The organism is Roseibium alexandrii DFL-11 (assembly GCF_000158095.2).
Taxonomy (GTDB): Bacteria; Pseudomonadota; Alphaproteobacteria; order Rhizobiales; family Stappiaceae; genus Roseibium; species Roseibium alexandrii.
Genome location: NZ_CM011002.1, coordinates 1,522,157 through 1,547,918 on the forward strand (window position 1 = coordinate 1,522,157; position 25,762 = coordinate 1,547,918).

The following is a 25,762-nucleotide window of genomic DNA, read 5'->3' on the forward strand; positions in this document are numbered from 1 at the left end:
GGGCCTGCAACAATTTGCACCCCGCCTTGCGAATTCAACATGTTTCTACCGCGCAGATCACCGCGCGGTAGAAATCAGATCAACTTAAGCTTGGGCAGCCGCTGCTTCAGCTTCAGCCGGAGCTTCTTCTGCAGCCGCTTCTACGATCGCTTCTTCGACCGGAGCTTCTTCAGACGCGCCGACGTCCATGCCGGACGCGCCTTGCGCACGGGAGATGCCGTCGATGGCAGCGCGTGCGATGAGGTCGCAGTACAGGGAAAGCGCGCGGCCAGCGTCATCGTTGCCCGGGACCGGGTAAGTGATGCCTTCCGGGCTGGAATTGGAATCCAGGATCGCAGCAACCGGGATTCCCAGACGGCGGGCTTCCTGAATGGCAATCGCTTCGCGGTTGGTGTCGATGACGAAGATCAGGTCCGGGATACCGCCCATGTCCTTGATACCGCCAAGGTTCCGCTCAAGCTTTTCGCGCTCACGGTCCATAAACAGACGCTCTTTCTTGGTCAGAGCGTTTGCAGCGTCAGAGTTCAGTGTCTCTTCCAGCTTGCGCAGGCGCTGAATGGACTGGGAAATGGTTTTCCAGTTGGTCAGCATGCCGCCGAGCCAGCGGGCGTTGACGAAGTACTGCGCGGAATTGCGGGCAGACGTTGCAACAGCATCCTGAGCCTGGCGCTTGGTGCCAACGAGCAGGACGCGGCCACCACCGGCGACAGTGTCGGAGACAGCTTTCAGTGCCTGGTGGAGAAGCGGAACGGTCTGGGAAAGGTCCATGATGTGAACATCGTTGCGCACACCAAAGATGTACTGACCCATGCGCGGGTTCCAACGGTGTTTCTGGTGACCAAAGTGAACGCCAGCTTCCAGCAGCTGACGCATTGTGAAATCAGGCAATGCCATGCCTATAACTCCTGAGTTTTCCGGTTTTACCTCCGCAAGAGGGTGTGGGCCGGAGGAAGATCTCCTGTCGGCCACCGGATGGACCCCGATAAGCTCGGTTTCCGCCCCTTGCGTGTGGGATGGGCGCGTTATAGTGGGAGAGAAATTTTATTTCAAGAGCCGGGAGGCGGTTTTATACGCAGAAAGTACTTCTATCAGCCGTTATCCTGCGGCATTATCGTCGTCCTTCACGGTACTGCCAGCCTGCATCCACGTCATTATAACTTATACGGTATCACTTGCGCCGGACTGCCTCTTTTTTTCAAGGAGACCTTTTTGGTCACAATCGGCATCAATCACCTCGGCCTCACCGTCCGCGATCTGGACCAGACTACGGCCTTTTTCACAGATTGCCTCGGCTGGGCACTCTTGGCCCGCGAGGACAGTTATCCGCGCACCACCGTTTCTGACGGCACCTGCCGCTTGACTCTGTGGCAAGCGGACCGGGCACGGGCCATGACTGGATTTGACCGCAAAACAAACATAGGTCTGCATCACCTCGCCCTGGAAGTTCCAAGCCGGGATGCGCTCGACGAATTGGCGGCAAAAGTCCGCAATTGGCCCGGCGTTCAGATGGAATTTAACCCGGAACCCATGGGCACCGGTCCGCGGATGCACACAATGTTTTCAGAACCGGGCGGCATCCGCCTGGAAATCATCTGGCCTGCCAGCTGATTTCCAGGCGCAACGTTAAGCCATCTGAACGTCAGTGACCCCCGGAACTGCCTTGAGCGCCCCGGCGATTTCAGGAGACAGGCGGAACCGGCCGGGCAGTTTCACCTCGACCTCCCGCGCTCCGTTCTCCAGAAGAACGATCACCGTAACATCGCCCTCGCCGCGCACTGTCAGCTGCTTGGCGAGACTTGCAATCGGCCGGTCGTCGCGCACAAACACCCGCATGCTCTTTTGAAGGCGCGCAGCAACCTTATCGATCGGGTCGACCTGCTCAATTATCAGCGAAGGTTCATCGTCGCGCATATCGGCTCCGACGAGCACGACCACCGAACGCCCGGTTTGAAGCACATCGCGAAATTGCTCCAGCTTCTCGCGGAAGAGCAACGCTTCATACTGGCCCGTCGCATCGGAGAGCCGCGCAATGCCCATCCGGGTTCCGGACTTTGTCTTGCGCTCCTGCATGGAAATCACGGTCCCGGCAAGACGGCCGGCCGACGCACCTTTTTTCACCGCGTCGGCAAACTGCGCCCACGGCTGGGCACGCATCTTTTCCAGGACGGAAGCATATTCATCGATTGGGTGCGCTGACAGATAAAATCCGATCGCAGAGTGCTCTCGTTGAAGTTTTTCTTCAGAAGTCCAGCCATGAACCTCATCGAGCTGCAAGGGTTCTTCGCTGTCCGATCCGCCAAAAAGCTCGTCCTGGCCAAGTGTCTTGTTTTCTTCCGTGCGCTGCGCGAGCCCGATGATCCGGTCAAGACCTTCGAAAACCCTGGCCCGGTTCGGCTCCAGTTCATCAAAGGCGCCGGCAGCGACCAGGTTTTCGAGCGTGCGTTTGTTCAACGCTTTCGGCGAGATTCGCCGCGCAAAATCGCCAAGGCTTTGGAACGGCGTCTGGCCGCGCACCTCGACAATATGTTCCACGGCCTGTTCGCCAACACCTTTCACGGCCCCCATTGCGTAGAGGATCTTGCCGTCCGATACGTCGAAATAGACCTGCGAGCGGTTGATGGATGGCGGCACCACTTCTATACCCATCCGCCGGGCTTCCTGGCGGAAATCCCCGAGCTTTTCGGTATTGCCCATATCGAGTGTCATGGATGCAGCCATGAACTCGACCGAGTGGTTCGCCTTCAGCCAGGCTGTGTGATAGGAGACCAGCGCGTAGGCGGCCGCGTGCGATTTGTTGAAGCCGTAGTTCGCGAACTTTGCCACCAGGTCGAAGATCGTTCCGGCCTGGGTCTTGTTGATGCCCCGCTCGACGGCGCCGTCAACAAAGCGGGCGCGCTGCACCTCCATCTCCGCGGCAATCTTTTTGCCCATGGCGCGGCGCAGAAGGTCCGCTTCCCCAAGCGAATAACCTGACAGCACCTGCGCGATCTGCATCACCTGCTCCTGGTAGACGATGATGCCATTCGTCTCCATCAGGATCGGTTCGAGCAGCGGATGCAGGCAGTCCGGCTCCTGCTCGCCATGCTTGACCGCATTATAGACCGGAATGTTTTCCATCGGGCCCGGCCGGTACAGCGCCACCAGGGCAATGATGTCCTCGAACCGGTCCGGCTTCATGCCGGCAACAGCGCGGCGCATGCCCTGACTTTCCAGCTGGAACACGCCGAACGTCTCACCGCGGGTCAAAAGTTCATAGGACTTCCTGTCGTCAATCGGCAGGCTGGCGACATCCACATTGATGCCCCGCCGCTCAATCAGTTTCACCGCCGTGTCGATGACTGTCAGGGTTTTCAGGCCGAGAAAGTCGAATTTTACAAGGCCGGCATCTTCAACCATCTTCATGTTGAACTGGGCAACCGGCATGTCGGAGCGAGGATCGCGGTAGAGCGGGACGAGTTGTTCCAGAGGACGGTCACCAATCACCACACCGGCTGCGTGAGTAGACGCATGCCGGTAAAGGCCTTCCAGCTTCTGGGCCATGCCGAGAAGCCGCTCGACAATCTCTTCTTCGCGGGCTGCTTCACGCAGGCGCGGCTCGTCCTCGATCGCCTGGCCAAGAGTGACCGGATTGGCCGGGTTGGCGGGCACGAGCTTACACAACCGGTCGACCTGGCCGTACGGCATCTGCAAGACACGGCCGACGTCACGCAACACCGCACGCGCCTGCAAGGACCCGAAGGTGATAATCTGGGCCACCTGCTGACGGCCATACTTCTCCTGAACGTAGCGAATGACTTCTTCGCGCCGGGACTGGCAGAAGTCGATGTCGAAATCCGGCATCGAGACACGTTCCGGGTTCAAGAAACGTTCAAAGAGAAGCGAGAACCGCATCGGGTCAAGATCGGTGATGGTCAATGACCAGGCGACCAGGGAGCCCGCACCCGACCCACGGCCCGGTCCAACCGGGATGTCGTGGTTCTTGGCCCACTTGATAAAGTCGGCAACAATCAGGAAGTAACCCGGAAACTTCATCCGTTCGATGATGCCGGTCTCATAATCAAGGCGGTCCCAGTAGTCTTTCTCCTCAAGGCCGGGCGCCAGGCCATGCGCATCGAGGCGGGCCTGCAGGCCTTCGCGGGCCTGGCGTTTCAGTTCTTCAGTTTCAGCGCGTTCGGCTTCTTCCGGGTCCGCATCCGCACCAGCGAACCTTGGTAGTATCGGTGCCCGCGTCATCGGCCGGAACGAACAGCGCTGCGCGATCTCAATCGTGGAGGCCAATGCTTCGGGCAAATCTGCAAAAAGCACGCACATTTCAGCACGCGTCTTGAAATAGTGCTCCGGCGTTAAACGGCGCCGGTCACTTTCGATCAGGACCCGGCCTTCCGAGATACAGATCAGCGCATCGTGCGCCTCGTAGTCTTCGCGCGCTGGAAAGAAAGCCTCGTTGGTCGCAACAAGCGGCAAGCCCATCTCATAGGCCAGATCGAGGAATGCCTCTTCGGTCTTGCGCTCGCTCTCCATACCGTGGCGCTGAATCTCGACATAACACCGCCCGGCAAATCCATCGTCCAGTGTTTTCAGCCGGCTCTTCGCCAAGTCCTTGCGTCCAGCAAGCAACGGCGCGCCAATGGCGCCCAGACTTCCGCCGGTCAGTACGATGACATCTTGCGCTTTTTGAAGAAGATAGCTGATCGAGACATGTGGCCTCAGGCCGGTTTCCGTGTCGAGAAAAGCCCTTGACGTCAGTTCCATCAAGTTGCCGTAACCGGTTTCGGTCATCGCAATCAGGACGAGGTCTGCAAGTGCCGGCTCGCCGCGCCGCCCACTGTCCAGGCCGTCATCAAAGAACACAGACAATTGGCACGCCGTAATCGGCTGAATGCCCGCGCCCCAGGCTTTGCTCGAAAATTCCTGCGCGCCAAAGAGATTGTTGGTGTCGGCGATCGCAAGCGCCGGCTGGTCGTCCGCCTTGGCCAGATCCAAGAGCCTCTTGATGGGCAACGCCCCTTCCAGGAGCGAGAGCGCGGAATGGACGCGCAAGTGTATGAAACCCGGCCCACTCCCCATTGGAGCGGATGCTCCAGACACGGAGCCCAAAGTGCTGTTTATGTTCGTCATGGCGGCATACTCAATGGCTTGCGCGAATCGTCGCTTCAAAGTGAAACGCCTTGAGCGCGTTTCGTCCAGCCACCAGCGCAGTTGTCACCGCTGTTCTTTGAAGGCTGAGAAGTTCTCTGCCAGACCATGTTTTTCATGCGTCTTGGCAGTTGCCACCTCTAGCCCACCGCACCTCAAATCAGGCATCGATCTGAGGGCATGCCACCCGGCTGCCACGTGCCGGACCGCAATTCGGGGATACGCCGCAGATCAGCCAGCGGAGAGAATGACGTCACCCCACACAGCCAGGGTCGCGCAAAAGGAAACAAGGGATGCAAAAGCTGCGCAGTCACGAGCGAAATAAAACATACCACCCTCCAACATCTTGTTCGATAATTGGAGAATGTTCCATTTATGTTCTCTTTGCAAGCCTTTTTTGTTCTCCTTGATTTGATTTGTATAAAACCCGCAGAAATCTTTGTGTTTTTGCTTTGTTCCAACCCGCCCCAAAAAGCGACATCGTCAAAAACCGGAACGCGGAGGCTCATAGGATTAGCGGGGTTTTACCAGACCGTCGGCCAGCGTGATGGCGCGGTCCATGCGTCCGGCAAGTTCAAGATTGTGGGTGGCAAAGAGCGTCGCAACCCCCGAGGCCCGGACCAGCGCGGACAGCGCATCGAAGACATAGTTCGCCGTGTTTGGATCAAGATTGCCCGTCGGTTCGTCCAGAAGAAGAATACGCGGCGCATTGGCAACCGCGCGGGCCACCGCAACCCGCTGCTGTTCACCGCCGGAAAGCTCAGACGGACGGTGGCTCCCGCGATCGGCAAGACGCATATAGGCAAGCAGCTCATCGGCGCGGTCGGCCGCCACTTTTTTCGGTAGCCCCCGGATCATCTGGGGCATCATGATGTTCTCCTGCGCGGTGAACTCCGGCAGAAGATGGTGAAACTGGTAGACAAAGCCGATGTCGTTGCGCCGGATCGCAGTCCGCTCATCATCCGACAAATCCGTGCAGTTGACACCGCCAAGATGGACATCGCCGCCATCGGGTTGCTCCAAGAGCCCCGCAATATGCAAAAGCGTCGATTTACCGGTTCCGGATGGGGCAACGAGCGCCACCATTTCACCGGCTTCAATGCGCAGGTTCGCACCATTTAACACATGAAGCTTGTGGTCGCCTTCATCATACGCCCGGGAAATGCCGGACAGTTCGATGGCAGCCGGTTGGAGGCCGGGAGCCCGGCGCGGATCTACAGCCTGGTTCATCTGCCCTCTCCTATTCGTACCGCAGGGCTTCGACCGGATCGAGCCGGGCAGCCCGCCACGCCGGGTAAAGCGTCGCAAGAAGAGACAGGGCAAGCGCCATTAAGAGAACCGTTACAGTCTCGCCGCTGTCGATTTCCGCCGGCAGTTTCGACAGGAAATAAAGCGTTGGATCAAACAGCTGCGTCGACGTCAGCCAGGAAACGAATTGCCGGATGCTTTCTATGTTGAGACACACGATGAGCCCAAGGAAAAACCCGGCCAGCGTGCCGACACAACCAATACTGGCGCCGGTGATCAAAAAGATCCGCATAATCGAGCCGCGTGTTGCGCCCATGGTCCGCAGGATCGCAATGTCATGCCCCTTGTCCTTCACCAGCATGATCAGCCCGGAAATGATGTTGAGCGCAGCAACCAGGACGATGAGTGTCAGGATGATGAACATCACGTTCCGCTCAACCTCAAGCGCTGAAAAGAACGTCACATTCCGCTGCCGCCAGTCTGTCACGAAGGCCGGACGGCCAGCGGCTTCTTCGACGGCGGCCAGCATGGTCCCAACATTGTCCGGATCGACCACATAAAGCTCAATGCCGGTCGTGATGCCGTCCATGTTGAAATAGGCTTGGGATTCGGGAAGCGGCATGAACAGGAACGTCGCGTCATATTCGCTCATGCCGATCTCGAAGATCGCCGTCACCGGATAGGCCTTGACCCGCGGGGTCACGCCCATCGGGGTCACGCTGCCACGCGGTGAAATGATGGTGACGTTGTCGCCAAGCGTGATGCCGAGCTGCTGGGCCATGCGCGAGCCGATGGCAACGCCTTGGCCAGCATCAAAACCATCAAGCGTCCCGGCGCGCAGGTTGTTGGCAACCAACGGGATCCGGCGCAAGTCACTCTCTTTCAGGCCGCGCACCAATGCTCCGAGGTTTCCTGCAGGACCGGAGACGAGGGCCTGGCCTTCCACGAATGGAATGGCGCTGATAACCTCCGGCACACCCTCAAGGCGCTTGGCGACCGGATCATAATCGGTGAGCGGCTGGTCAATCGGCTGGATCAGCATGTGACCGTTGATCCCGAGGATCTTGCCCAAGAGCTCAGAGCGGAACCCGTTCATCACAGCCATGACAATGATGAGTGTTGCAACGCCAAGCATGATGCCTGCAAAGGAAAAACCGGCGATCACTGATATGAAGGTTTCCCGACGGCGCGAGCGTAAATAGCGGCCGGCGATCATCCATTCAAAGGGCGCAAAGGGGCGTGTCGGCTCTGCCGTCTCCCGGTCCGCGCCCTCGCGCGCAGTCTCTACTGCTGTCATCTTCCATCCAATTCAGCAATGCCCCGGTGGCCGCAGTGTCATGCAGCCGAATCCCCGCCCCAGAGGATCACCGGACTGGATCAGTCCGTCAATGCCGCGGTGAGCTTGTTCAAGGTCGCCTCAGGGGTCAGCATTTCCTTTTCCCCAGTTGCCCGGTCCTTGACTTCCAGCACTCCATCTTTCAGCCCGCGCGGACCGGCCACCACCTGGAACGGCAGACCGATCAGATCCATCGTGGCAAATTTCGCCCCTGCCCGGCTGTCCGTGTCGTCATAAAGGACCTCAATGCCGGCAGCTTCGAGCTTGGCGTAAAGGTCCTCACAGACCGGATCGGTCAAATCATCACCCGGACGCATGTTGATGATACCAACATGGAACGGTGCGACCGATTTCGGCCAGATGATTCCATCCTCATCATGATTGGCTTCAATCAAGGCACCAAGAAGACGGGACACACCAACACCATAAGAGCCCATGTGGACCGGAACTTCCGTTCCTTCAGCGGTGGCAACCTTGGCGCCCATCGCATCTGAGTATTTGGTGCCGAAATAGAAGATGTGCCCGACTTCAATACCGCGGGCCGATACGCGCGTGTCCTCTTCCAATGCGCCGAAGGCCGCTTCATCATGCATTTCGTCGGTTGCAGCGTAGGGCGTCGTCCAGCTTTCGACGATCGGAGACAGGTCCGACCAGAAATCGGTGTCCTTGGCCGGGATCGGCATTTCAAGAAGCGACTTGTCGAGGAAAACTTCGCTCTCGCCGGTTTCCGCAAGGATAATGAATTCATGGCTGAGATCGCCGCCAATCGGGCCTGTGTCGGCCTTCATCGGGATCGCCTTCAACCCCATCCGGTCAAAAGTGCGCAGGTAAGCAACGAACATGCGGTTATAGGCATGACGTGCCGTTTCCTGATCGAGATCGAAGGAATACGCGTCTTTCATCAGGAACTCGCGCCCGCGCATGATGCCGAACCGCGGACGGACTTCGTCCCGGAATTTCCACTGAATGTGGTAAAGGTTCAACGGCAGATCCTTGTAGGAGCGCACATAGCTGCGGAAGATGTCGGTGATCATCTCCTCGTTGGTCGGACCAAAGAGCATTTCGCGCTCATGGCGGTCAGTAATCCGGAGCATCTCCTTGCCATAAGCGTCATAGCGCCCACTTTCGCGCCACAGGTCGGCAGGCTGGATGGTCGGCATCAACAGCTGGACCGCCCCCGCCCGCGCCTGCTCTTCTTCCACAATCCGCTCAATCTTGCGAAGGACCTTCAATCCCAGCGGGAGCCAGGAATAGATCCCGGCGGACTGCTGGCGGATCATACCCGCGCGCAGCATGAGCCGGTGGGAAACAATTTCCGCTTCCTTCGGAGTTTCTTTCAGGATGGGCAGGAAGTAACGGGACAGACGCATTTATGCACTCTCAAAACTGTAGCTTTGCCGGATTTGTGCGCAGTCAAACCGCAAGCTGACCCTAAACACAAGGGCAATCGCATTTTATGGCCGAGTTTTGCAGGATTTGCAGGTAGACAGCGGTTCGCCAACTGAAATGCGGGACTTAGCCAGCTCAGTTTGCGGCCCCGTTTTTCGGGTTCCGCGTGTGTTTTTTGACGCACCGGAATTAGGCAAGCAAAAAATGTAGGCTCTCCAAGACAAATAGGTGACAAGGGGGAAACAATCAGTTAGGTTCCGATCCCATAATAAGAAGGCCCTCGGCAGAAATGTCAGGAGCTTACGAACATCGCGGTCTGAGTCTTGGGAGGAAGGACACCAGGCGCGCCTTATGGCAGCAGCCGCCCCGTCAAACCGGAAAACCGGCACGCGAGGGAACGGAGTCAATTTAGACGCGGAACTTAATCAAGGCAGAGCTTCAAGCTCTGCCTTTTTTCTTTGCTGCTGATGGTTCAGACACTCTGACCTTCGAGTTGCTTTGACGTTCGATACGTCTTTGCCCCCGCACAAAAAGGTGGTTTCCCTGCGATAACAGCCATATGCAGCTCTGCCATGCAGGCGGGGCATAACTGGCAAACTCAGTCACATTGCGAATTATGACGAATCGAACTTCGCCATTTCAAAAAAGCATAACAGCAGTTTAGACATCGTCCTTGTGCGCTACTATTTTCTGAAAACGAAAATCCGGCTTTCAGACTAGGACCTTACCGACAAACATACAAAATGAACTTTCCGCATAGTCCTCTCCTTAACCCTTCTTCCAACATAGTCATTTCTAACGTTACGTTTTTGTGACACAGAGCACAGTGACGCAGCCACGTGCCGGGCTACGCAGGAAGTGTGACGGCGCTCAAAGCTACCCGCGTGCCGGGACATTAATAACGAAGAACAACACTGGAGAACAAAATGGCTTTGCACGATTGGGCGCACCCGGGGAACCCCATGGCAACGACACAAAGGCACACCCAACCTCACGAAGTTCCGCAAAGTCCATCAGAACCTTGCCTCCCTGACCATCTGAACCGGAATGTTTATTATCTGGTTCCATCTGACTCTACCGACAACACGAAAGACGACATCGGCGCTTTCTTACGGTTGGGCGAATACTCCGAGGTTGAGCGGACCGCGTTTGAGAATGACCATCATGTTGAGCTCTTCCCGGCTCAACATATTTCCGATGAAGGCGACGATACGTCTGTCTACTCAAATGCTGCTGGCGGTTCACAAGGCATTCTTCTCGCCTGCGATGGCCGTGTGCTAATCAAAGCTGCTGAAAAGATGTATCTTGAGACTGCCGATTATCATCAGCAGGCGAACGGCGACTACACATTGGACGTCGATGGCGACTACACGGCCGCAGTCGAGGACAGTATTGATATGTCGACCGAAAATGGCGGCATAACCGTGACAAGCGGCCGGAACCAGCAGATCAAGATCAACGCGGGCGACGGCACCGGGCGCCTTGAAATCAAGTCACAGGCAGAATCGAAGAACATCCAGGGCAAGTCCGACCATACCTACCACAAATGGCACACGGTAAAGTACAAGGACTCCTACGAGAGCCATAAGTTTGGTTGGGACTTCAACAGTATCTACGGGTTTTCAATGACCACTTTTTACGGTGGGATCATGGAATCCGTTTATGGCATCCGCATGCAGTTCGACAAGTTCAACATCATGTCCGACTGGGTGTCCTTCAATTGGAAGGGCACCCAGATCGACCTAAAGGGCATCGTGATGAAAAAACTCACAGCCAAATTCGGAATGACGGATTGTTCGGCTGAATGGGATGAAATCATGGTCGGTCTGCAGGGCATGAAGGCCGAAGCAACGCGCCTGGAAGCAAAGCGAAAGGAACTCGCCGTTCAAAGCGGCGGCGTGGACATTAAAAACCACGGCACCGGCGCCCGCCTGGTCGGGATCGAATGCGTGCTTTAAAAGCCAAAAAATTGACGACAAAACAAAGGGGAGCAGCAACAGCTACTCCCCTTTTTCCTTGGATTGAGATTGGGCTTTATCCGCCCGGCGTGGAGTAACTCTCGCTCGGAGGCATAAAGAACGGAATATCATCCAAGCCGAAACCGCTCGAGCGCAGCCACATGTACCCGGCGAAGAGCACACAGGTGACAACCGTTGTCATCACCAGCACACGCAACATCCGTGGGCGTTCAGGGGCACTGGCCTCAGAGCCCGGGATCACCTGTCCCGCCTCTTCCTGTGTCCGGCGCATGCCGAACGGAAGCATCGCGAACAGTATGATCCACCACATCATGAAAAAGATTGCCAGGCTGAACGCCAACGACATGTGATTACGCCTCTTCCAGTTCCGTCAAGGTGCCGAGAAAATCCTTCGGGTGAAGGAACAGCACCGGTTTTCCGTGAGCCCCGATTTTCGGTTCGCCGCTACCAAGGACACGCGCACCATCCGCCACCAGTTTGTCCCGCGCCGCGATGATGTCATCGACTTCATAGCAGACGTGGTGGATGCCACCGGACGGGTTCTTTTCCAGGAATTTCGCGATCGGAGAATCGTCCCCAAGCGGTTCAAGCAACTCGATCTTTGTGTTCGGCAGGTTGATGAACACGGTCGAAACACCGTGGTCCGGCTGCGCTTCCTTGGCAGAGACATCCGCACCAAGCGTATCCCGGTAAACGGCAGTCGCCGCCTCGATATCCGACACTGCAATGGCCACGTGGTTGAGCCGACCGATCATTCCATATCCTCCACAAACAGGCAATCCGCGCTTTGAGCACGGCTTGCGGTGTATCTTATAGCTGGGTCACCACAACCTTGCAGAGCGTCTTTTTGCCCCAGACATCAAGGATCTCCGACCGGGCCGCGCGGCGCGCTGCTTCGGCGATCAGGTCCTTGTCCTTTCGCCGGGCTTTCGGAATACTCGTCACTGCGCCAATTACGGCCTTCCGAACGATGTCTTCCATAGGCTCACCGTCGTCGTCGGTATCCGGCAGTCCAAGGAGCACGGCGTTCGGCTCGTCGAGCAACTCTCCGGACCGGTTGACCACCAGCGTGATGATCGCAGCACCGGCAAACGACAGCTTCCGCCGTTCCTTGACCCCGGTGACTTCAGGATCGTCGAGGATCCGGCCATCCTTCACCAGAATACCGAACGGTGCCTCATCAATGATTGCGGCCCGGCCGGCCACAAGGCGGATAACGTCCCCATTCTTGCCGCGAATGACTTCCGGAACACCTTGTTCCTTCGCAAACGCAGCATGAGCTGCAAGATGCAATGGTTCCCCGTGAACGGGAAGCACGACTTTTGGCTGTACCAGTTTGTAGAGCTGCTCCAGCTCGCCACGGCGCGGGTGGCCGGAAACGTGGACCAGGGCATCCTTGTCGGTGACGATTTCAACGTCCTTGTCCGCCAGGTTGTTGAGGACAGCACCAACTTCCTTTTCATTGCCCGGAATGGTGCGGGACGAAAAGATCACCATATCGCCTTGTGCAAGCGCAATGTTCCGATGATCACCGGCGGCAATCCGTGCAAGCGCTGCGCGGTTTTCGCCCTGTGATCCAGTGCACAACAACACGACCTTGTCACGCGGCAGGTACCCGTAGGCTTCTTCGTCATGGAAGGCCGGGAGGTCATCCATGTATTCCAGCTCGTTGGCCACCTCAATGGCCCGGTGCATTGACCGGCCAACCACCACCACATCGCGCTCATTCGCAGCAGCAGCTCGTGCGATGGCCCGGATACGGGCAACGTTGGAAGCAAAGGTTGTGACGGCAACGCGGTGCTTGGCACGGCCAATCACTTTGGTCAGTTCCGCTGCAACATCGGCTTCGCTAGGGCTGACGCCATCACGAACGGCATTGGTGCTGTCACAGACCAGCGCCATAACCCCTTCCCGGCCCAGCTCTGCCAGCCGGTCGAGGTCGATCGGTTGGCCAATGCCAGGCGACAAATCAATTTTCCAATCGCCCGTATGCAGCACCAAACCTGCAGGGGTTCGGATGGCCAAGGCACACGGCTCCGGGATCGAGTGGGCCATGGCAACGAATTCCACGTCGAACGGACCAATCGTGTGGCGCTCGCCTTGGCGGACCACTGTCACGGGAACCTCTTCAGCGCCCGGCTCACTCTCGGTCTTGGCTGCCAGTAAACCGGCAGTAAAGGCCGTTGCGTAGACCGGCACTTTCAGGAAGGGCCACAGGTGCAGGATGGCGCCATAGTGGTCTTCATGGGCATGGGTGATAACCATGCCGGCAATGTTGTTGACCTCGTCTTCCAGAAACTTGATGTCCGGCATCACCAGATCGATGCCAGGAAGTTCCGGACCTGCAAAGCTGACGCCGCAATCAACGATCAGCCATTTCCGGTTGCCTTCCGGCCCGAAGCCGTAAAGGCCGAGGTTCATGCCGATTTCGCCAACACCGCCAAGCGGCAGGAACACAATGTCGTTTTCTTTATCCTTGGCCGAAGCCATCAAATTCTCCTACCCCTCACATCTATAGAGGGAACTGTCCGACCGTCATTCGCCGGATAAAAATACATCACCGGCATAGACCGTGCGTTTCTGGCCGTTATCCAGTCTTAGGACCAAATGGCCGGACGCATCCAGATCGTCAAAAATGCCGGTTATTTCTTCCTGAGCGGCCCGGACAGTGATCTTTTGTCCCAGATGCGCCGCCCGCTTCAACCATTGGCGCCGGATACGATCAAAGCCGTCCGGTTGGTGCCAGATTGCCAAATACTTTGCCAGTGTTTCCGCCAGCGCCGCGAACAGGCTGTCCGCCGACACTTGAAAGCCAAGACCGCGCAAATCGGTAGCCTGATACATCGCCGGATCGGGATGAGAGACACAATTGACGCCAAACCCCATGACCGCAGCCAGCCTGCCGTCCTTGAGTGTCTCGGCTTCCAGCAAGATGCCGGATAGTTTTGCTCCGTCGACCAAAAGATCGTTTGGCCACTTCAACGACACCAATTGGAGCGTACCGGCTGCCTTGTCAACGGCTTCGGCGAGCGCAACAGCCGACAAAAGCGGCAATTCGCCGATCCGGGCCAAGGGAGCCGGGTCGATCATCAGGACACTTGCAAAGAGATTGCCCTGCGGAGAGGTCCAGGCCCGCCCCCGCCGGCCCCGGCCTGCCGTCTGAACGCCAGCCCGGATCCAGAGATTTCCAGGATGCCCCGAAACGGCCCGCTCCAGACACAGAGCGTTGGTCGAGCCGACCGTCTCATAGGCCTCATAGAGAAAATCCGGCGCTCCGGGCGCCGGACCTTTTGTCTCAAGATGTGGTGCGGGACTGTTCAATCGCCAAACCGCTTATCAAAACAACGACTGGGCGGCAGCGGTTGCAGCCGTTACGACCGGGCCAGGCATGACCCAGAAAAAGACTACGAACACTCCGGACAGACCAAGGACAACCTTCAGTTCGGTCGGCATCGGCTGGAAGGCTTCTGCCGGCTCATCAAAGAACATCACCTTGACGATGCGCAGGTAGTAGTAACAACCCACCACGGACGCAAGCACACCAATCACAGCCAGCGGATAGAGGCCTGCCTCGACAGCGGCTGCAAACACGAACCACTTCCCGAAGAAACCGATCAGCGGCGGAATGCCTGCAAGCGAGAACATCAGCAATCCGAGGATCACCGCCATTGGCAGGTTGGTCTGCGACAGGCCCGAGAGATCAGATATCTCTTCAACCATGCCGTCCTGCCGGCGCATGGACAGGATGCAGGCAAAGACACCAAGGGTCATGCCGAGATAGGCAACCATGTAGAAGATCACGCCTTCCACACCGGTCTGCGTACCGGCTGCAAGGCCGACCAGCGCATAGCCCATATGGCCGATGGACGAATACGCCATAAGGCGCTTCAGGTTGGTTTGGCCAATTGCGGCGAACGCACCGAGCGCCATGGACGCAATCGAAACAAAGACGATGATCTGTTGCCAATCGCTGGTGACCGGATGGAACGCATCAATGACGATCCGCACCAGCATCCCCATGGCAGCAACTTTCGGAGCCGCTGCGAAGAACGCGGTCACAGGTGTCGGCGCGCCTTCATAAACGTCTGGTGTCCACATGTGGAACGGCACAGCTGAAATCTTGAAGGCGAGACCCGCAAGAATGAAGGTCAAGCCGATGATCAGTCCGATGGACGCGCCTTCTTGCGACAGCAGTTCGGCAATCGCGGCGAAGGAAATCTGACCGGTGAAGCCGTAAACCAGCGACATGCCATAGAGCAGCATGCCGGAGGAAAGCGCGCCGAGCACGAAATACTTCAAGCCCGCTTCCGTTGACCGGACACTGTCGCGGTTGATGGCCGCCACTACATAGAGCGACAAGCTCTGGAGCTCGAGGCCCATGTAGAGCGCGATCATGTCGTTTGCCGACAGCATCAGCATCATGCCGAGCGTCGCAAGAATGATCAGGATCGGATACTCGAAATGGTCAAACGACTGGCTTTTGGCATAGGCCCAGGACATGGCGATCGCAAAGAACGATCCGACAAGGACCACCAGTTTCAAGAAGTAGGCGTAATCATCGAGGATGAACGACCCACCGAAGGTTTCACCGAAGCTCGGAACCAAAAGCAGCACAAGGAACGTGCCGCCGAGAAGCCCCATGGCGCCGCCAAAGACCGCGTAGCTGATGTTCCGGCCGCCGAAGGCACCGACCATCAACAGCACCATCGCTCCGATCGCCAGAATGATTTCCGGCAAGGCCGGCATGAGATCTGGCAGTTGGGTCACGTCTGACATAGCTCTGTCTCGCCCTCGAAACTCTTAGTGCGCCGTGGCCGCATGCTGGGTGACCCCAGCAGCTTCAAGGGCCGCGGTATATTGATTGATGAGGTTGTCAACGGATCCCTGGGTCACATCCAGGATCGCCATCGGATAGAAACCGAAGAAGATCGTCAAGATGATCATCGGGACCAGGATGACCTTTTCGCGCAGATCCAGATCGAGGATCGACTTGAGGCTTTCCTTGTCCAGCGAACCGAAAACGACCCGGCGGTAGAGATAAAGCGCATAACACGCCGACAGGATCACGCCCAATGTCGCGAACACGGCAACCCATGTGTTGACCTGGAACGCTCCAATCAGAACGAGGATTTCACCGACGAAGCCAGAAGTTCCGGGCAAGCCAACATTCGCCATCGTGAAGATGAGGAACGCGACCGCATATTTCGGCATCCGGTTGACGAGGCCGCCATAGGCCGAAATCTCCCGGGTGTGCATCCGGTCATAGATGACGCCAACGCACAGGAAGAGCGCGCCGGACACGATGCCGTGGGAGAGCATCTGGAAGATGCCGCCCTGCACACCCTGCGGCGTCATGGTGAAGATCCCCAAGGTCACGTAACCCATGTGGGCAACCGATGAGTAGGCGATGAGCTTCTTTATGTCTTCCTGAGCCAGCGCCACAAGCGATGTGTAGATGATCGCAACCACCGAAAGTGTGTACACCAGCGGTGCAAACATATCGGACGCAAGCGGGAACATCGGCAGGGAGAACCGCAGGAAACCATAACCGCCGAGTTTCAGAAGAACACCCGCCAGGATCACGGATCCGGCTGTCGGCGCCTCGACGTGGGCGTCCGGCAACCAGGTGTGCACCGGCCACATCGGCATTTTCACCGCGAAACTGGCGAAAAACGCGATCCAGAGCCAGGTCTGCATCTCCGGCGGGAACTGATAAACCAGCAGCTCCTGGATATCGGTCGTGCCGGCTGTCCAGTACATCGCCATGATCGCGACCAGCATCAAGACCGATCCGAGAAGCGTGTAGAGGAAGAACTTGTAAGACGCGTAGACCCGCCGTGCGCCACCCCAGACACCGATGATCAGGAACATCGGGATGAGGCCAGCTTCGAAGAACACGTAGAAGACTACGATGTCGAGTGCGCAGAACACGCCGATCATCAAAGTTTCCAGGATCAGGAACGCGACCATGTATTCGCGCACGCGGTTCTGGACGCTCTTCCAGGAGGCCAAGATACAAAACGGCATCAGGAATGCGGTGAGCACAACGAACAGCAAGGAAATGCCGTCGACGCCCATTTTGTAGGAGATGTTGGAGCCGAGCCAGTCGCGCTCTTCGACAAACTGGAACCCTGGGTTCGAGTAATCGAAGAAAGCCCAGATGACCAGCGACAAACCAAAGGTCATGCCAGTGGTGACAAGCGCCACCATACGCATCTGACCCTTTGCCTGGTCGTCATTGCCCGACACCATCAGGACGAAGACAACACCCAACAACGGCAGGAATGTCGTGAGTGACAGAATTGGCCAGTCAATCATTAGTGTGCACCCCCGCCGGTGCCCGCACCGGTGAACATCGACCAGGTGATCAAAGCCGCCACACCGATCAGCATCGCAAATGCATAGTGGTAGAGATATCCGGTCTGCAGTTTCACGACCCAGGTCGTGACACCCTGCACCCGCGCGGCGATCCCGTTCGGCCCATAGCCGTCAATCACGGTGCCATCGCCCTTCTTCCAAAGAACGCGGCCAAGCCACATTGCGGGACGGACAAAGATGAAATTGTAGAGCTCGTCGAAATACCACTTGTTCAACAGGAACTGGTACAGCGCAGAATGGCGTTCGGCCAACTGTTTCGGCATTTCCGGCGAACGGATGTAGAACTGGTAGGCAACAAGCAGACCGGCTGCCATCATGACGAATGGCGACAAGCGCACCCAGGTCGGAACGTAATGCATGTCATGCAGGACGTGGCTGTCGGCAAACGCCGGCAAAGAACCGGCCCAGAAGGCTTCATAGGCCGCCTCGTCGTAGAAGAACGGGCCGTAGAAGACCATCCCGGCAAGCACTGCGCCGATGGACAAGATGAACAACGGCACGGTCATGACCATTGGCGATTCATGAACGTGTTTCATAACATCAACAGAAGCACGTGGTTTACCGTGGAAGGTCATAAAGGTCAGGCGCCACGAATAAAACGACGTCAGCGCCGCTGCAATCACAGTCAACCAGAAGCCATAAAGCGCCATCGGGTTCGGATGGTCTCCACCCGACGCCGCAAACGCGGCTTCGATGATGCCGTCCTTGGAAACAAAGCCAGCAAAACCGATATGGGTCAGCGGGATGCCGACACCGGTCAAAGCCAGAGTACCAATCATCATGGTCCAATAGGTGATCGGAATATGCTTCCGCAAACCGCCCATCTTGCGCATGTCCTGTTCGTCGGACACGGCATGGATCACCGAACCTGCACACAGGAACAACAGCGCCTTGAAGAACGCGTGCGTGAACAGGTGGAACACCGCGATGGAGTAAGCTCCAATCCCGAGCGCCACGAACATATACCCCAGCTGCGAACAGGTGGAGTAGGCAATCACACGCTTGATGTCGTTTTGAACAAGACCAACGGTTGCGGCAAAGAACGCAGTCGTTGCACCGAAGAACACGATCACGGCCAGCGCGACGTCGGACAGTTCGAACAGCGGCGACAGGCGCGCCACCATGAAGACACCCGCGGTGACCATGGTCGCAGCGTGGATGAGCGCAGACACCGGAGTCGGGCCTTCCATCGCATCCGGCAGCCATGTGTGCAGAAGGAACTGTGCCGACTTGCCCATCGCCCCCATGAACAGGAGCAGACAAATGACGGTCATCGCAGCCTGGGCATCGAGGTGATAGCCCATGAAGTTCATGACTTCGCCCTGCTCTTCAATGAAGGACGGGGCGTCGTTGAAGATCGTTGTGAAGTCGATGCTGCCGAACAGGTAGAAGACACCGAAGATGCCGAGCGCGAACCCGAAGTCACCGACACGGTTGACGACAAACGCCTTCATCGCCGCCGCATTGGCGGACGGTTTCTTGTACCAGAAGCCGATCAGCAGATAGGACGCAAGACCCACGCCTTCCCAGCCGAAGAACATCTGCAGCAGGTTATCGGCCGTCACCAGCGTCAGCATGGCGAACGTGAAGAGCGACAGATAAGCAAAGAAGCGCGGGCGGTGCGGATCGTGGTGCATGTAGCCAATCGAATAGACATGCACCAATGCGGACACCGTGTTGACAACGACCAGCATGACCGCTGTCAGCGTGTCGACGCGGATTGACCAGGCAACGTTAAGATCGCCGGCGCTTATCCAGCGGAAAAGGTGAACAACCTGGGCTTCGGAACCTCCGAGCCAGAACCCGATAAATGCTATCCAAGACAGAAGCGCTGCAAGGATCAACAGACCACTTGTAATGTACTCGGATGCTTTGGCACCAATTGAGCGTCCGAAGAGACCGGCAATCAGAAATCCAATCAGCGGTAGGAACAGGATTGTAGCGTACATCAGCCCCTACCCTTTCATCACGTTGACGTCTTCCACGGCGATGGAGCCGCGGTTCCGGTGGAAGACCACCAGGATTGCTAGTCCAATCGCAGCTTCTGCGGCTGCGACGGTCAAAATGAGCATGGTGAAGACCTGCCCGATCAGATCGCCGAGGAACGACGAAAAGGCGACGAAGTTGATGTTCACGGCAAGCAGCAACAGCTCAACCGACATCAAGATGACAATCACATTTTTCCTGTTCAGAAAGATCCCGAAGATCCCGATCACGAACAGGATCGCCGCGACCGACAGATAGTGCGACAGACCGATTTCCATGGGCGCCTCGCCGTGCTCCCCTCATTTACCCCAACCCTGAACCGCACGGAGGAGCGTGCCGGTTGCAGGACTTATCGAACGACGCGAACGTTTCGCGTCAGATACCCTTGCCCGTTTCGACCTTCCGGACCTCGACAGCGGCTTCGCGTGTGCGGCCAACCTGGGTCGGAATGTCCTGACGTTTGACATTCGGCTTGTGGCGCAGTGTCAGAACGATCGCGCCGATCATGGCCACCAGCAGGATCAAACCGGCGACCTGGAAGAAATAGATGTACTTGGTGTAGAGCACCGAACCGAGCGCCTCGATGTTGGTCATCTCGGTCAGCGGCGGCGTCGGCTCCACAGTGTTCGCAGTCAACTCCGGCAGAATCACCCAGGCACCGAAGCCCATGAGCAGCTCGACCAGAAGAATCAGGCCAACGAGGCCACCCACTGGCAGATACTGCAAGAAGCCTTGCCGCAGCTCCACGAAGTCAACATCCAGCATCATGACGACGAAGAGGAACAGAACCGCGACCGCTCCGACATAGACAACCACCAGCAACAGCGCCAGATACTCAGCACCAAGCAGAATGAACAGTCCCGCGGAATTCACGAAGGCCAGGATCAGAAACAAGACCGAGGTCACCGGGTTCCGGGCCGCGATCACCATGAATGCGGACGCGACTGTAACGCCTGCAAACAGGTAGAAAAAGAGGGCTTTCAGGATCATTTCAAAGACCTGCCTGTCGTGTGGCCGTTCGGCCAGAAAATGCGGGGCCCGGCCGGATTGCCAGGCTGAACTTGGAGTGTGCGGTTAGCTCCTAACGGTAAGGAGCATCCATTTCAATGTTTCGAGCGATTTCACGCTCCCACCGATCCCCATTCGCGAGCAGCTTTTCCTTGTCATAGTAAAGCTCTTCGCGGGTCTCTGTGGCGAATTCGAAGTTTGGACCCTCAACAATTGCATCCACAGGGCACGCTTCCTGGCAGAAGCCGCAATAGATGCATTTCACCATGTCGATGTCGTAACGGGTCGTGCGGCGGGTACCATCGTTCCGGCGCGGGCCAGCTTCAATGGTGATCGCCTGAGCCGGACAGATCGCCTCGCAAAGTTTGCAGGCGATACAGCGCTCTTCGCCGTTCGGATAACGGCGCAAAGCATGCTCACCCCGGAACCGCGGGCTTACCGGGCCCTTTTCGAACGGATAATTGACCGTTGGCTTCGGTTTGAAGAAGTAGCGCATCGCAAGGAAGAATGCCGATACGAACTCTTGCAGAAACAGCGATTTTACGGTTTGTCCAACCATCGCGTTAGCCTCTCTTTACCTCAGCCAGCCAGCAGGCTGGCGGCCCAATAGCCGATGATCGGGAAGCCGATCACCGGAATTCCAAAAATCAGTACACCAATCGGTGCCCGGTATCTGGCAACGACACCCCCGTCGCCGCCAGCTTGTTTGTTTTTCGTCTCCGCCGCCTGAAGGATGCCCTTCAGGATCTTCCAATCGAGCCAGCCGACATAAAGCCCAACGGCAGCTCCGATCACTCCGGGGAGCGACACTTCCATAGACCGTCCCCTTACGCCGCGCCTGGAGCCCAGCCTGTGATCATCAGAACAGTTGCGACCACAAACACCATGGCGAGTGACAGCGGCAGGAACACTTTCCAGCCAAGACGCATCAGCTGGTCATAGCGGTAGCGCGGGACCATCGCCTTGACCATGGCGAACATGAAGAAGCAGAGCAGACACTTCAGGATGAACCAGATGACGCCCGGCACCCAAGTGAACGGTGCAAAGTCGAACGGCGGCAGCCATCCACCCATGAAGAAAATGGTCATCAGCGCGCACATCAGGCAGATGGCGACGTATTCGCCGAGCATGAACATCATGTACGGTGTGGAGCCATATTCCACCATGAAGCCGGCGACCAGTTCTGATTCTGCTTCGGCCAAATCGAATGGCGGGCGGTTGGTCTCAGCCAATGCCGACACGAAGAACACCACGAACATCGGGAAGAGCGGCAACCAGTACCAGTTCAGGATATTCAGCCACGGCACGCCCAGCATGTCTGCAAGGCCAGTTTCCTGCGCCAAGACGATGCCGGTCAGGTTCAAGGTGCCTGCACACAGGAGCACAGTTACGATCACAAAGCCAATGGAGACTTCGTAAGACACCATCTGCGCTGCGGACCGGAGGGCTGACAGGAACGGATACTTGGAGTTGGACGCCCATCCGCCGATGATCACGCCATAAACTTCCAGGGAAGATACGGCAAAGACGAACAGGACACCGACGTTGATGTTCGCGATCACCCAGCCATAGTCCACCGGGATGACTGACCAGGCCGCCAGAGCGAGCAGCACAGACACCAGTGGTGCCAGCAGGAACAGAATCTTGTTGGCCCCCGACGGGATGACAGGCTCTTTCAAGACGAACTTCAGAAGATCGGCAAAACTCTGCAGAAGTCCCCAGGGCCCGACGACGTTCGGGCCGCGGCGGATCTGAACAGCCGCCCAGATCTTGCGGTCTGCATAAAGCACGTAGGCGACGATCACCAAAAGCACGACAAGCAACAGAACGCTCTGGAATACCATCCAGAGGAACGGCCAGCCGTAGGTGGTCATGAACTCAGCCATTTCGGTCCCCTACCCCTTATTCCGCAGCTTCTGCGGCACGCGTTTTCGCGAGCGCCGAACACTCGGCCATCACCTTGGAGGCGCGTGCGATCGGGTTGGTCAAATAAAAGTCCCGGATCACGTTTGCAAACCCGGCGCTGTCCATTTTTGCTTTGCCATTGGCCAGCTTCTCAATACCTGCAGCATCGCCGGCCTCGATGGAATCGATCGCTGCCATATGCGGAACGGCTTCAAAGAGCTTGGAGCGCAGCTGCGGCAGTGAATCAAATTCCAAGGCCTGACCGAGAACGGCTGACAAAGCCCGCAGGATTGCCCAGTCCTCGCGCGCATCACCTGGAGGGAAGCCAGCGCGGTCCGCCATTTGAACCCGGCCTTCCGTGTTCACGTAGATGGCGGATTTTTCTGTGTAAGCTGCGCCCGGCAAGATCACGTCGGCACGGTGTGCGCCGCGGTCGCCATGTGTGCCCTGATAAACAACAAACGGGCCTTCCGAAACTTCAATTTCGTCAACACCGAGCAGGAAGAGAACATCCAGCGCGCCGCTTTCCAGCATGCCGCCCGTGTCCTTGCCGCCTTTGCCCGGGACAAAGCCGATGTCGAGAGCCCCGACCTGGGAAGCTTGGGTGTGGAGGATATTAAAACCGTTCCAATCGTCCTTGATCACACCAAGGGATTTTGCGGCGGCTGCAAGGTTTGCCAGAACGGCTGCGCCATCGGCCCGGTTCAAAGCGCCCTGCCCAATGATGAACATCGGCTTTTTGGCCTTGGCCGGTGCGTGTTTGACGAATTCCTTGATGCTGTCCGGACCAGCGCCCAGATAGGTGACCGGGTAGGTCAGATCAGCATTTTCGCCGATTACACCAACGGTCAGATCGCCCTGTGCCCAACGCTTGCGGATCCGGGCGTTCAGAACCGGTGCCTCAACGCGCGGGTTGGTGCCGATCAGCAAGATGGCGTCTGCCTCTTCAATCCCCTGAATGGTGGAGTTGAAGAGATAGCTCGCCCGGCCATTTGCCGGATGCAGCGGTGAGCCCGGGAACCGGCTGTCGATATTCGCAGAGCCGATCTTTTCCATCAGGCTTTTCAGCGCAAACATGTCTTCCACACCGGCCAACTGCCCGGCGAGCGCACCAACTTTTTCCGTGGATGTCGCTTTGATCTTGTCTGCGATAATCTGGAACGCCTGAGACCAGGAAACCGGCTGTAGTTTGCCGTCGATCTTCGCGTAAGGCCGGTCAAGACGCTGTGTCTTCAACCCGTCCCAGATGTAACGGGACTTGTCGGAGATCCACTCTTCGTTGATCTCTTCATTGAGCCGCGGCATCACGCGCATGACTTCCTTGCCGCGTGTGTCAACGCGAATGGCGGAACCAAGCGCATCCATGACGTCGATGCTTTCGGTCTTGGTCAGCTCCCAAGGACGGGCGTGGAACTCGTAAGGCTTGTGCGTCAGTGCACCCACCGGGCAGAGATCGGCCACATTGCCCTGCATCTCCGAAGAGAGCGCGGCTTCCAGATATGTCGTGATTTCCGCATCTTCCCCGCGGCCAATCAGGCCCATATCCGACACGCCGGCAACTTCCGTGGTGAAACGGACACAGCGCGTGCAGTGGATGCAGCGGGTCATAATCGTCTTGATGAGCGGGCCGATTTCCTTGTTTTCAACCGCACGCTTGTTCTCGTCAAACCGCGTGGTGTCGACACCATAGGCCATCGCCTGATCTTGAAGGTCGCACTCGCCGCCCTGGTCGCAGATCGGGCAATCCAACGGGTGGTTAATGAGCAGGAACTCCATCACCCCTTCCCGGGCCTTCTTGACCATTTCGGATTTGGTATCAACCACCGGCGGTTCGCCGTTCGGGCCCGGACGCAAATCCTTGACGCCCATCGCGCAAGACGCGGTCGGCTTGGGCGGTCCGCCCTTTACTTCCACCAGGCACATGCGGCAGTTGCCGGCAATCGACAGGCGATCGTGGTAACAAAACCGCGGAACCTCGGCACCTGCCTCTTCACAAGCCTGAAGCAGGGTGTAGTCCGCCGGGACGTCTACCTCATTGCCGTCGATGATGAGCTTCGTCATCCGCTGCTCTCCAAATTCCGTTCCGCTTACTCAGCCGCCACCATGGTCGAAGACGTTCTCGACTTGGCGACATAGTCATCGATGCGTTGCTCGATGACCGGCCGGAAATTCTTGATCAAGCCCTGGATTGGCCATGCAGCCGCATCTCCAAGAGCACAAATTGTATGGCCTTCGACCTGCTTGGTGACCTTGAAGAGCATGTCGATCTCTTCATAGGAGCTTTCGCCCTTCACCATGCGTTCCATAACACGCCACATCCAGCCTGTGCCTTCTCGGCACGGCGTGCACTGGCCGCAGCTCTCGTGTTTGTAGAAGTAGCTGAGACGGGCAATCGCCTTGATGACATCGGTCGACTTGTCCATGACGATCACCGCAGCGGTGCCAAGGCCGGAGCCCATACCGCGCAAGGTGTCGAAATCCATCGGTGCGTCCTTGATTTCGTCCGCTGTACAGCAGGGCACCGAAGATCCGCCCGGAATAACCGCCAAAAGGTTGTCCCAACCACCGCGAATGCCGCCGCAATGCTTGTCGATCATCTCGGAGAACGGAACACCCAGCTCTTCCTCGAATGTTGCCGGCTGATTGACGTGACCAGAGACGCAGAAGAGCTTTGTACCGGTGTTGTTCGGACGGCCAAGGCTCGCGAACCAGCCGCCACCGCGGCGCAGAATTGTCGGCGCAACTGCAATCGATTCCACGTTGTTCACAGTCGTCGGGCAACCGTACAGACCAACGTTTGCCGGGAACGGCGGCTTCAGGCGCGGTTGGCCTTTCTTCCCTTCAAGGCTTTCCAAAAGCGCGGTTTCCTCACCGCAAATGTAAGCGCCTGCGCCATGGTGAACGTAGATGTCGAAATCGTAGCCGTTCTTGTTGTTCTTTCCGATCAGACCGGCATCATATGCTTGGTCGATCGCTGCCTGCAGGCGCTCGCGCTCACGGATGAACTCGCCTCGAACATAAATGTAAGCAGCGATCGCACCCATGGCGAAACCGGCGACCAAGCAGCCCTCGACCAGCGTGTGCGGATCGTGGCGCAGGATTTCACGGTCCTTACAGGTGCCCGGTTCGGATTCATCGGCATTGACGACGAGGTACGCCGGACGGCCGTCGGATTCCTTCGGCATGAAGGACCATTTCAGGCCGGTCGGGAAACCCGCACCGCCGCGGCCACGCAAACCGCTGTCCTTCATTTCCTGGATTATCCAGTCGCGACCCTTGTCCAAAAGACCCTTGGTGTTGTCCCACTGGCCGCGTTTCTTCGCGCCTTCCAGACCCCAGTCGTGAAGGCCGTAGATGTTGGTGAAGATACGATCCTTATCCTGAAGCATCTCTTCCC

General features: G+C 57.4%; 21 protein-coding genes. 2 read left to right on the plus strand and 19 right to left on the minus strand.

Translation table 11 applies throughout. The features are described from left to right. Nucleotides 1-84 precede the first annotated feature (84 nt). On the minus strand, nt 85-894 hold the full coding sequence (gene rpsB, locus SADFL11_RS07095) for a 30S ribosomal protein S2 (protein WP_040451945.1): 810 nt from the start codon (nt 892-894) through the stop codon (nt 85-87). 315 nt (nt 895-1,209) lie between these two features. On the opposite strand from rpsB, the gene SADFL11_RS25420 reads away from it, so the two are divergent. Beyond that, a complete protein-coding gene (locus SADFL11_RS25420; RefSeq protein ID WP_008190012.1) occupies nt 1,210-1,608 on the plus strand; it encodes a VOC family protein in 399 nt (132 codons plus the stop codon). Nucleotides 1,609-1,623: 15 nt separating this feature from the next. Here the strand turns inward: SADFL11_RS25420 and dnaE are convergent, their stop codons facing one another. From dnaE to proS, 4 genes are all read right to left on the minus strand, one after another. Further along, nucleotides 1,624-5,067 (minus strand): DNA polymerase III subunit alpha, encoded by a 3,444-nt coding sequence (gene dnaE, locus SADFL11_RS07105; protein ID WP_040451943.1) that lies wholly within the window; start codon nt 5,065-5,067, stop codon nt 1,624-1,626. 582 nt (nt 5,068-5,649) lie between these two features. Further along, nucleotides 5,650-6,366, minus strand: a complete 717-nt coding sequence (locus SADFL11_RS07110) for an ABC transporter ATP-binding protein (protein ID WP_008189590.1) — start codon at nt 6,364-6,366, stop codon at nt 5,650-5,652. A gap of 10 nt (nt 6,367-6,376) precedes the next feature. Continuing rightward, nucleotides 6,377-7,681, minus strand: a complete 1,305-nt coding sequence (locus tag SADFL11_RS07115; RefSeq protein ID WP_008189718.1) for a lipoprotein-releasing ABC transporter permease subunit — start codon at nt 7,679-7,681, stop codon at nt 6,377-6,379. Between the two features lie 80 nt (nt 7,682-7,761). Then, nucleotides 7,762-9,090 carry a proline--tRNA ligase gene (gene proS, locus SADFL11_RS07120; protein ID WP_008193807.1) on the minus strand — a complete coding sequence of 443 codons (1,329 nt, stop codon included), beginning with the start codon at nt 9,088-9,090 and terminating at the stop codon, nt 7,762-7,764. A 945-nt stretch (nt 9,091-10,035) separates the two neighbouring features. Here proS and SADFL11_RS07125 point away from each other — a divergent pair. Further along, complete coding sequence (locus tag SADFL11_RS07125) at nt 10,036-11,067, plus strand: hypothetical protein (RefSeq protein WP_134852938.1); 1,032 nt, start codon at nt 10,036-10,038, stop codon at nt 11,065-11,067. Nucleotides 11,068-11,143: 76 nt separating this feature from the next. On the opposite strand, the gene SADFL11_RS07130 is transcribed toward SADFL11_RS07125, so the two are convergent. From SADFL11_RS07130 to nuoF, 14 genes are all read right to left on the minus strand, one after another. Beyond that, a complete protein-coding gene (locus SADFL11_RS07130) occupies nt 11,144-11,434 on the minus strand; it encodes a DUF1467 family protein (RefSeq protein WP_040451936.1) in 291 nt (96 codons plus the stop codon). A 4-nt stretch (nt 11,435-11,438) separates the two neighbouring features. After that, complete coding sequence (gene mce, locus SADFL11_RS07135) at nt 11,439-11,843, minus strand: methylmalonyl-CoA epimerase (RefSeq protein WP_040451935.1); 405 nt, start codon at nt 11,841-11,843, stop codon at nt 11,439-11,441. Nucleotides 11,844-11,898: 55 nt separating this feature from the next. Then, nucleotides 11,899-13,578 carry a ribonuclease J gene (locus tag SADFL11_RS07140; RefSeq protein WP_008189042.1) on the minus strand — a complete coding sequence of 560 codons (1,680 nt, stop codon included), beginning with the start codon at nt 13,576-13,578 and terminating at the stop codon, nt 11,899-11,901. 45 nt (nt 13,579-13,623) lie between these two features. Beyond that, nucleotides 13,624-14,409, minus strand: a complete 786-nt coding sequence (locus SADFL11_RS07145) for a biotin--[acetyl-CoA-carboxylase] ligase (protein ID WP_008195965.1) — start codon at nt 14,407-14,409, stop codon at nt 13,624-13,626. Nucleotides 14,410-14,424: 15 nt separating this feature from the next. After that, nucleotides 14,425-15,864, minus strand: coding sequence for an NADH-quinone oxidoreductase subunit NuoN (gene nuoN, locus SADFL11_RS07150; protein ID WP_040451932.1), 1,440 nt, complete (start codon nt 15,862-15,864; stop codon nt 14,425-14,427). 24 nt (nt 15,865-15,888) lie between these two features. Then, nucleotides 15,889-17,406, minus strand: a complete 1,518-nt coding sequence (locus SADFL11_RS07155; protein ID WP_008189945.1) for an NADH-quinone oxidoreductase subunit M — start codon at nt 17,404-17,406, stop codon at nt 15,889-15,891. Next, nucleotides 17,406-19,415 (minus strand): NADH-quinone oxidoreductase subunit L, encoded by a 2,010-nt coding sequence (gene nuoL / locus SADFL11_RS07160; protein WP_008195960.1) that lies wholly within the window; start codon nt 19,413-19,415, stop codon nt 17,406-17,408. The genes SADFL11_RS07155 and nuoL overlap by 1 nt, the downstream gene beginning before the upstream one ends. Before the next feature lie 6 nt (nt 19,416-19,421). Continuing rightward, on the minus strand, nt 19,422-19,730 hold the full coding sequence (nuoK, locus tag SADFL11_RS07165) for an NADH-quinone oxidoreductase subunit NuoK (RefSeq protein WP_008192836.1): 309 nt from the start codon (nt 19,728-19,730) through the stop codon (nt 19,422-19,424). 97 nt (nt 19,731-19,827) lie between these two features. After that, on the minus strand, nt 19,828-20,442 hold the full coding sequence (locus tag SADFL11_RS07170; RefSeq protein WP_008191591.1) for an NADH-quinone oxidoreductase subunit J: 615 nt from the start codon (nt 20,440-20,442) through the stop codon (nt 19,828-19,830). Nucleotides 20,443-20,533: 91 nt separating this feature from the next. Continuing rightward, the gene (gene nuoI / locus SADFL11_RS07175; RefSeq protein WP_008193406.1) at nt 20,534-21,019 is read right to left on the minus strand and encodes an NADH-quinone oxidoreductase subunit NuoI; all 486 of its coding nucleotides are present in this window, start codon (nt 21,017-21,019) and stop codon (nt 20,534-20,536) included. A gap of 20 nt (nt 21,020-21,039) precedes the next feature. Further along, complete coding sequence (locus tag SADFL11_RS07180) at nt 21,040-21,276, minus strand: hypothetical protein (protein ID WP_040451929.1); 237 nt, start codon at nt 21,274-21,276, stop codon at nt 21,040-21,042. An 11-nt stretch (nt 21,277-21,287) separates the two neighbouring features. Further along, nucleotides 21,288-22,346, minus strand: a complete 1,059-nt coding sequence (nuoH, locus tag SADFL11_RS07185) for an NADH-quinone oxidoreductase subunit NuoH (protein ID WP_008196096.1) — start codon at nt 22,344-22,346, stop codon at nt 21,288-21,290. Between the two features lie 16 nt (nt 22,347-22,362). Then, entirely contained in the window at nt 22,363-24,426 is a 2,064-nt protein-coding gene (gene nuoG / locus SADFL11_RS07190) for an NADH-quinone oxidoreductase subunit NuoG (protein WP_008190225.1), read from the minus strand. A gap of 26 nt (nt 24,427-24,452) precedes the next feature. Then, nucleotides 24,453-25,754, minus strand: coding sequence for an NADH-quinone oxidoreductase subunit NuoF (gene nuoF, locus SADFL11_RS07195; RefSeq protein ID WP_008191898.1), 1,302 nt, complete (start codon nt 25,752-25,754; stop codon nt 24,453-24,455). Nucleotides 25,755-25,762: the final 8 nt, after the last annotated feature.

Bases quoted from the DNA above. Each gene is read 5' to 3' on its own strand.
- rpsB (WP_040451945.1), bottom strand. From the start codon at position 894: ATGGCATTGCCTGATTTCACAATGCGTCAGCTGCTGGAAGCTGGCGTT.
- dnaE (WP_040451943.1), bottom strand. From the start codon at position 5,067: ATGGGGAGTGGGCCGGGTTTCATACACTTGCGCGTCCATTCCGCGCTC.
- SADFL11_RS07110 (WP_008189590.1), bottom strand. From the start codon at position 6,366: ATGAACCAGGCTGTAGATCCGCGCCGGGCTCCCGGCCTCCAACCGGCT.
- SADFL11_RS07115 (WP_008189718.1), bottom strand. From the start codon at position 7,681: ATGACAGCAGTAGAGACTGCGCGCGAGGGCGCGGACCGGGAGACGGCA.
- proS (WP_008193807.1), bottom strand. From the start codon at position 9,090: ATGCGTCTGTCCCGTTACTTCCTGCCCATCCTGAAAGAAACTCCGAAG.
- SADFL11_RS07125 (WP_134852938.1), top strand. From the start codon at position 10,036: ATGGCTTTGCACGATTGGGCGCACCCGGGGAACCCCATGGCAACGACA.
- SADFL11_RS07130 (WP_040451936.1), bottom strand. From the start codon at position 11,434: ATGTCGTTGGCGTTCAGCCTGGCAATCTTTTTCATGATGTGGTGGATC.
- mce (WP_040451935.1), bottom strand. From the start codon at position 11,843: ATGATCGGTCGGCTCAACCACGTGGCCATTGCAGTGTCGGATATCGAG.
- SADFL11_RS07140 (WP_008189042.1), bottom strand. From the start codon at position 13,578: ATGGCTTCGGCCAAGGATAAAGAAAACGACATTGTGTTCCTGCCGCTT.
- nuoN (WP_040451932.1), bottom strand. From the start codon at position 15,864: ATGTCAGACGTGACCCAACTGCCAGATCTCATGCCGGCCTTGCCGGAA.
- SADFL11_RS07155 (WP_008189945.1), bottom strand. From the start codon at position 17,406: ATGATTGACTGGCCAATTCTGTCACTCACGACATTCCTGCCGTTGTTG.
- nuoL (WP_008195960.1), bottom strand. From the start codon at position 19,415: ATGTACGCTACAATCCTGTTCCTACCGCTGATTGGATTTCTGATTGCC.
- nuoK (WP_008192836.1), bottom strand. From the start codon at position 19,730: ATGGAAATCGGTCTGTCGCACTATCTGTCGGTCGCGGCGATCCTGTTC.
- SADFL11_RS07170 (WP_008191591.1), bottom strand. From the start codon at position 20,442: ATGATCCTGAAAGCCCTCTTTTTCTACCTGTTTGCAGGCGTTACAGTC.
- nuoI (WP_008193406.1), bottom strand. From the start codon at position 21,019: ATGGTTGGACAAACCGTAAAATCGCTGTTTCTGCAAGAGTTCGTATCG.
- SADFL11_RS07180 (WP_040451929.1), bottom strand. From the start codon at position 21,276: ATGGAAGTGTCGCTCCCCGGAGTGATCGGAGCTGCCGTTGGGCTTTAT.
- nuoH (WP_008196096.1), bottom strand. From the start codon at position 22,346: ATGGCTGAGTTCATGACCACCTACGGCTGGCCGTTCCTCTGGATGGTA.
- nuoG (WP_008190225.1), bottom strand. From the start codon at position 24,426: ATGACGAAGCTCATCATCGACGGCAATGAGGTAGACGTCCCGGCGGAC.
- nuoF (WP_008191898.1), bottom strand. From the start codon at position 25,754: ATGCTTCAGGATAAGGATCGTATCTTCACCAACATCTACGGCCTTCAC.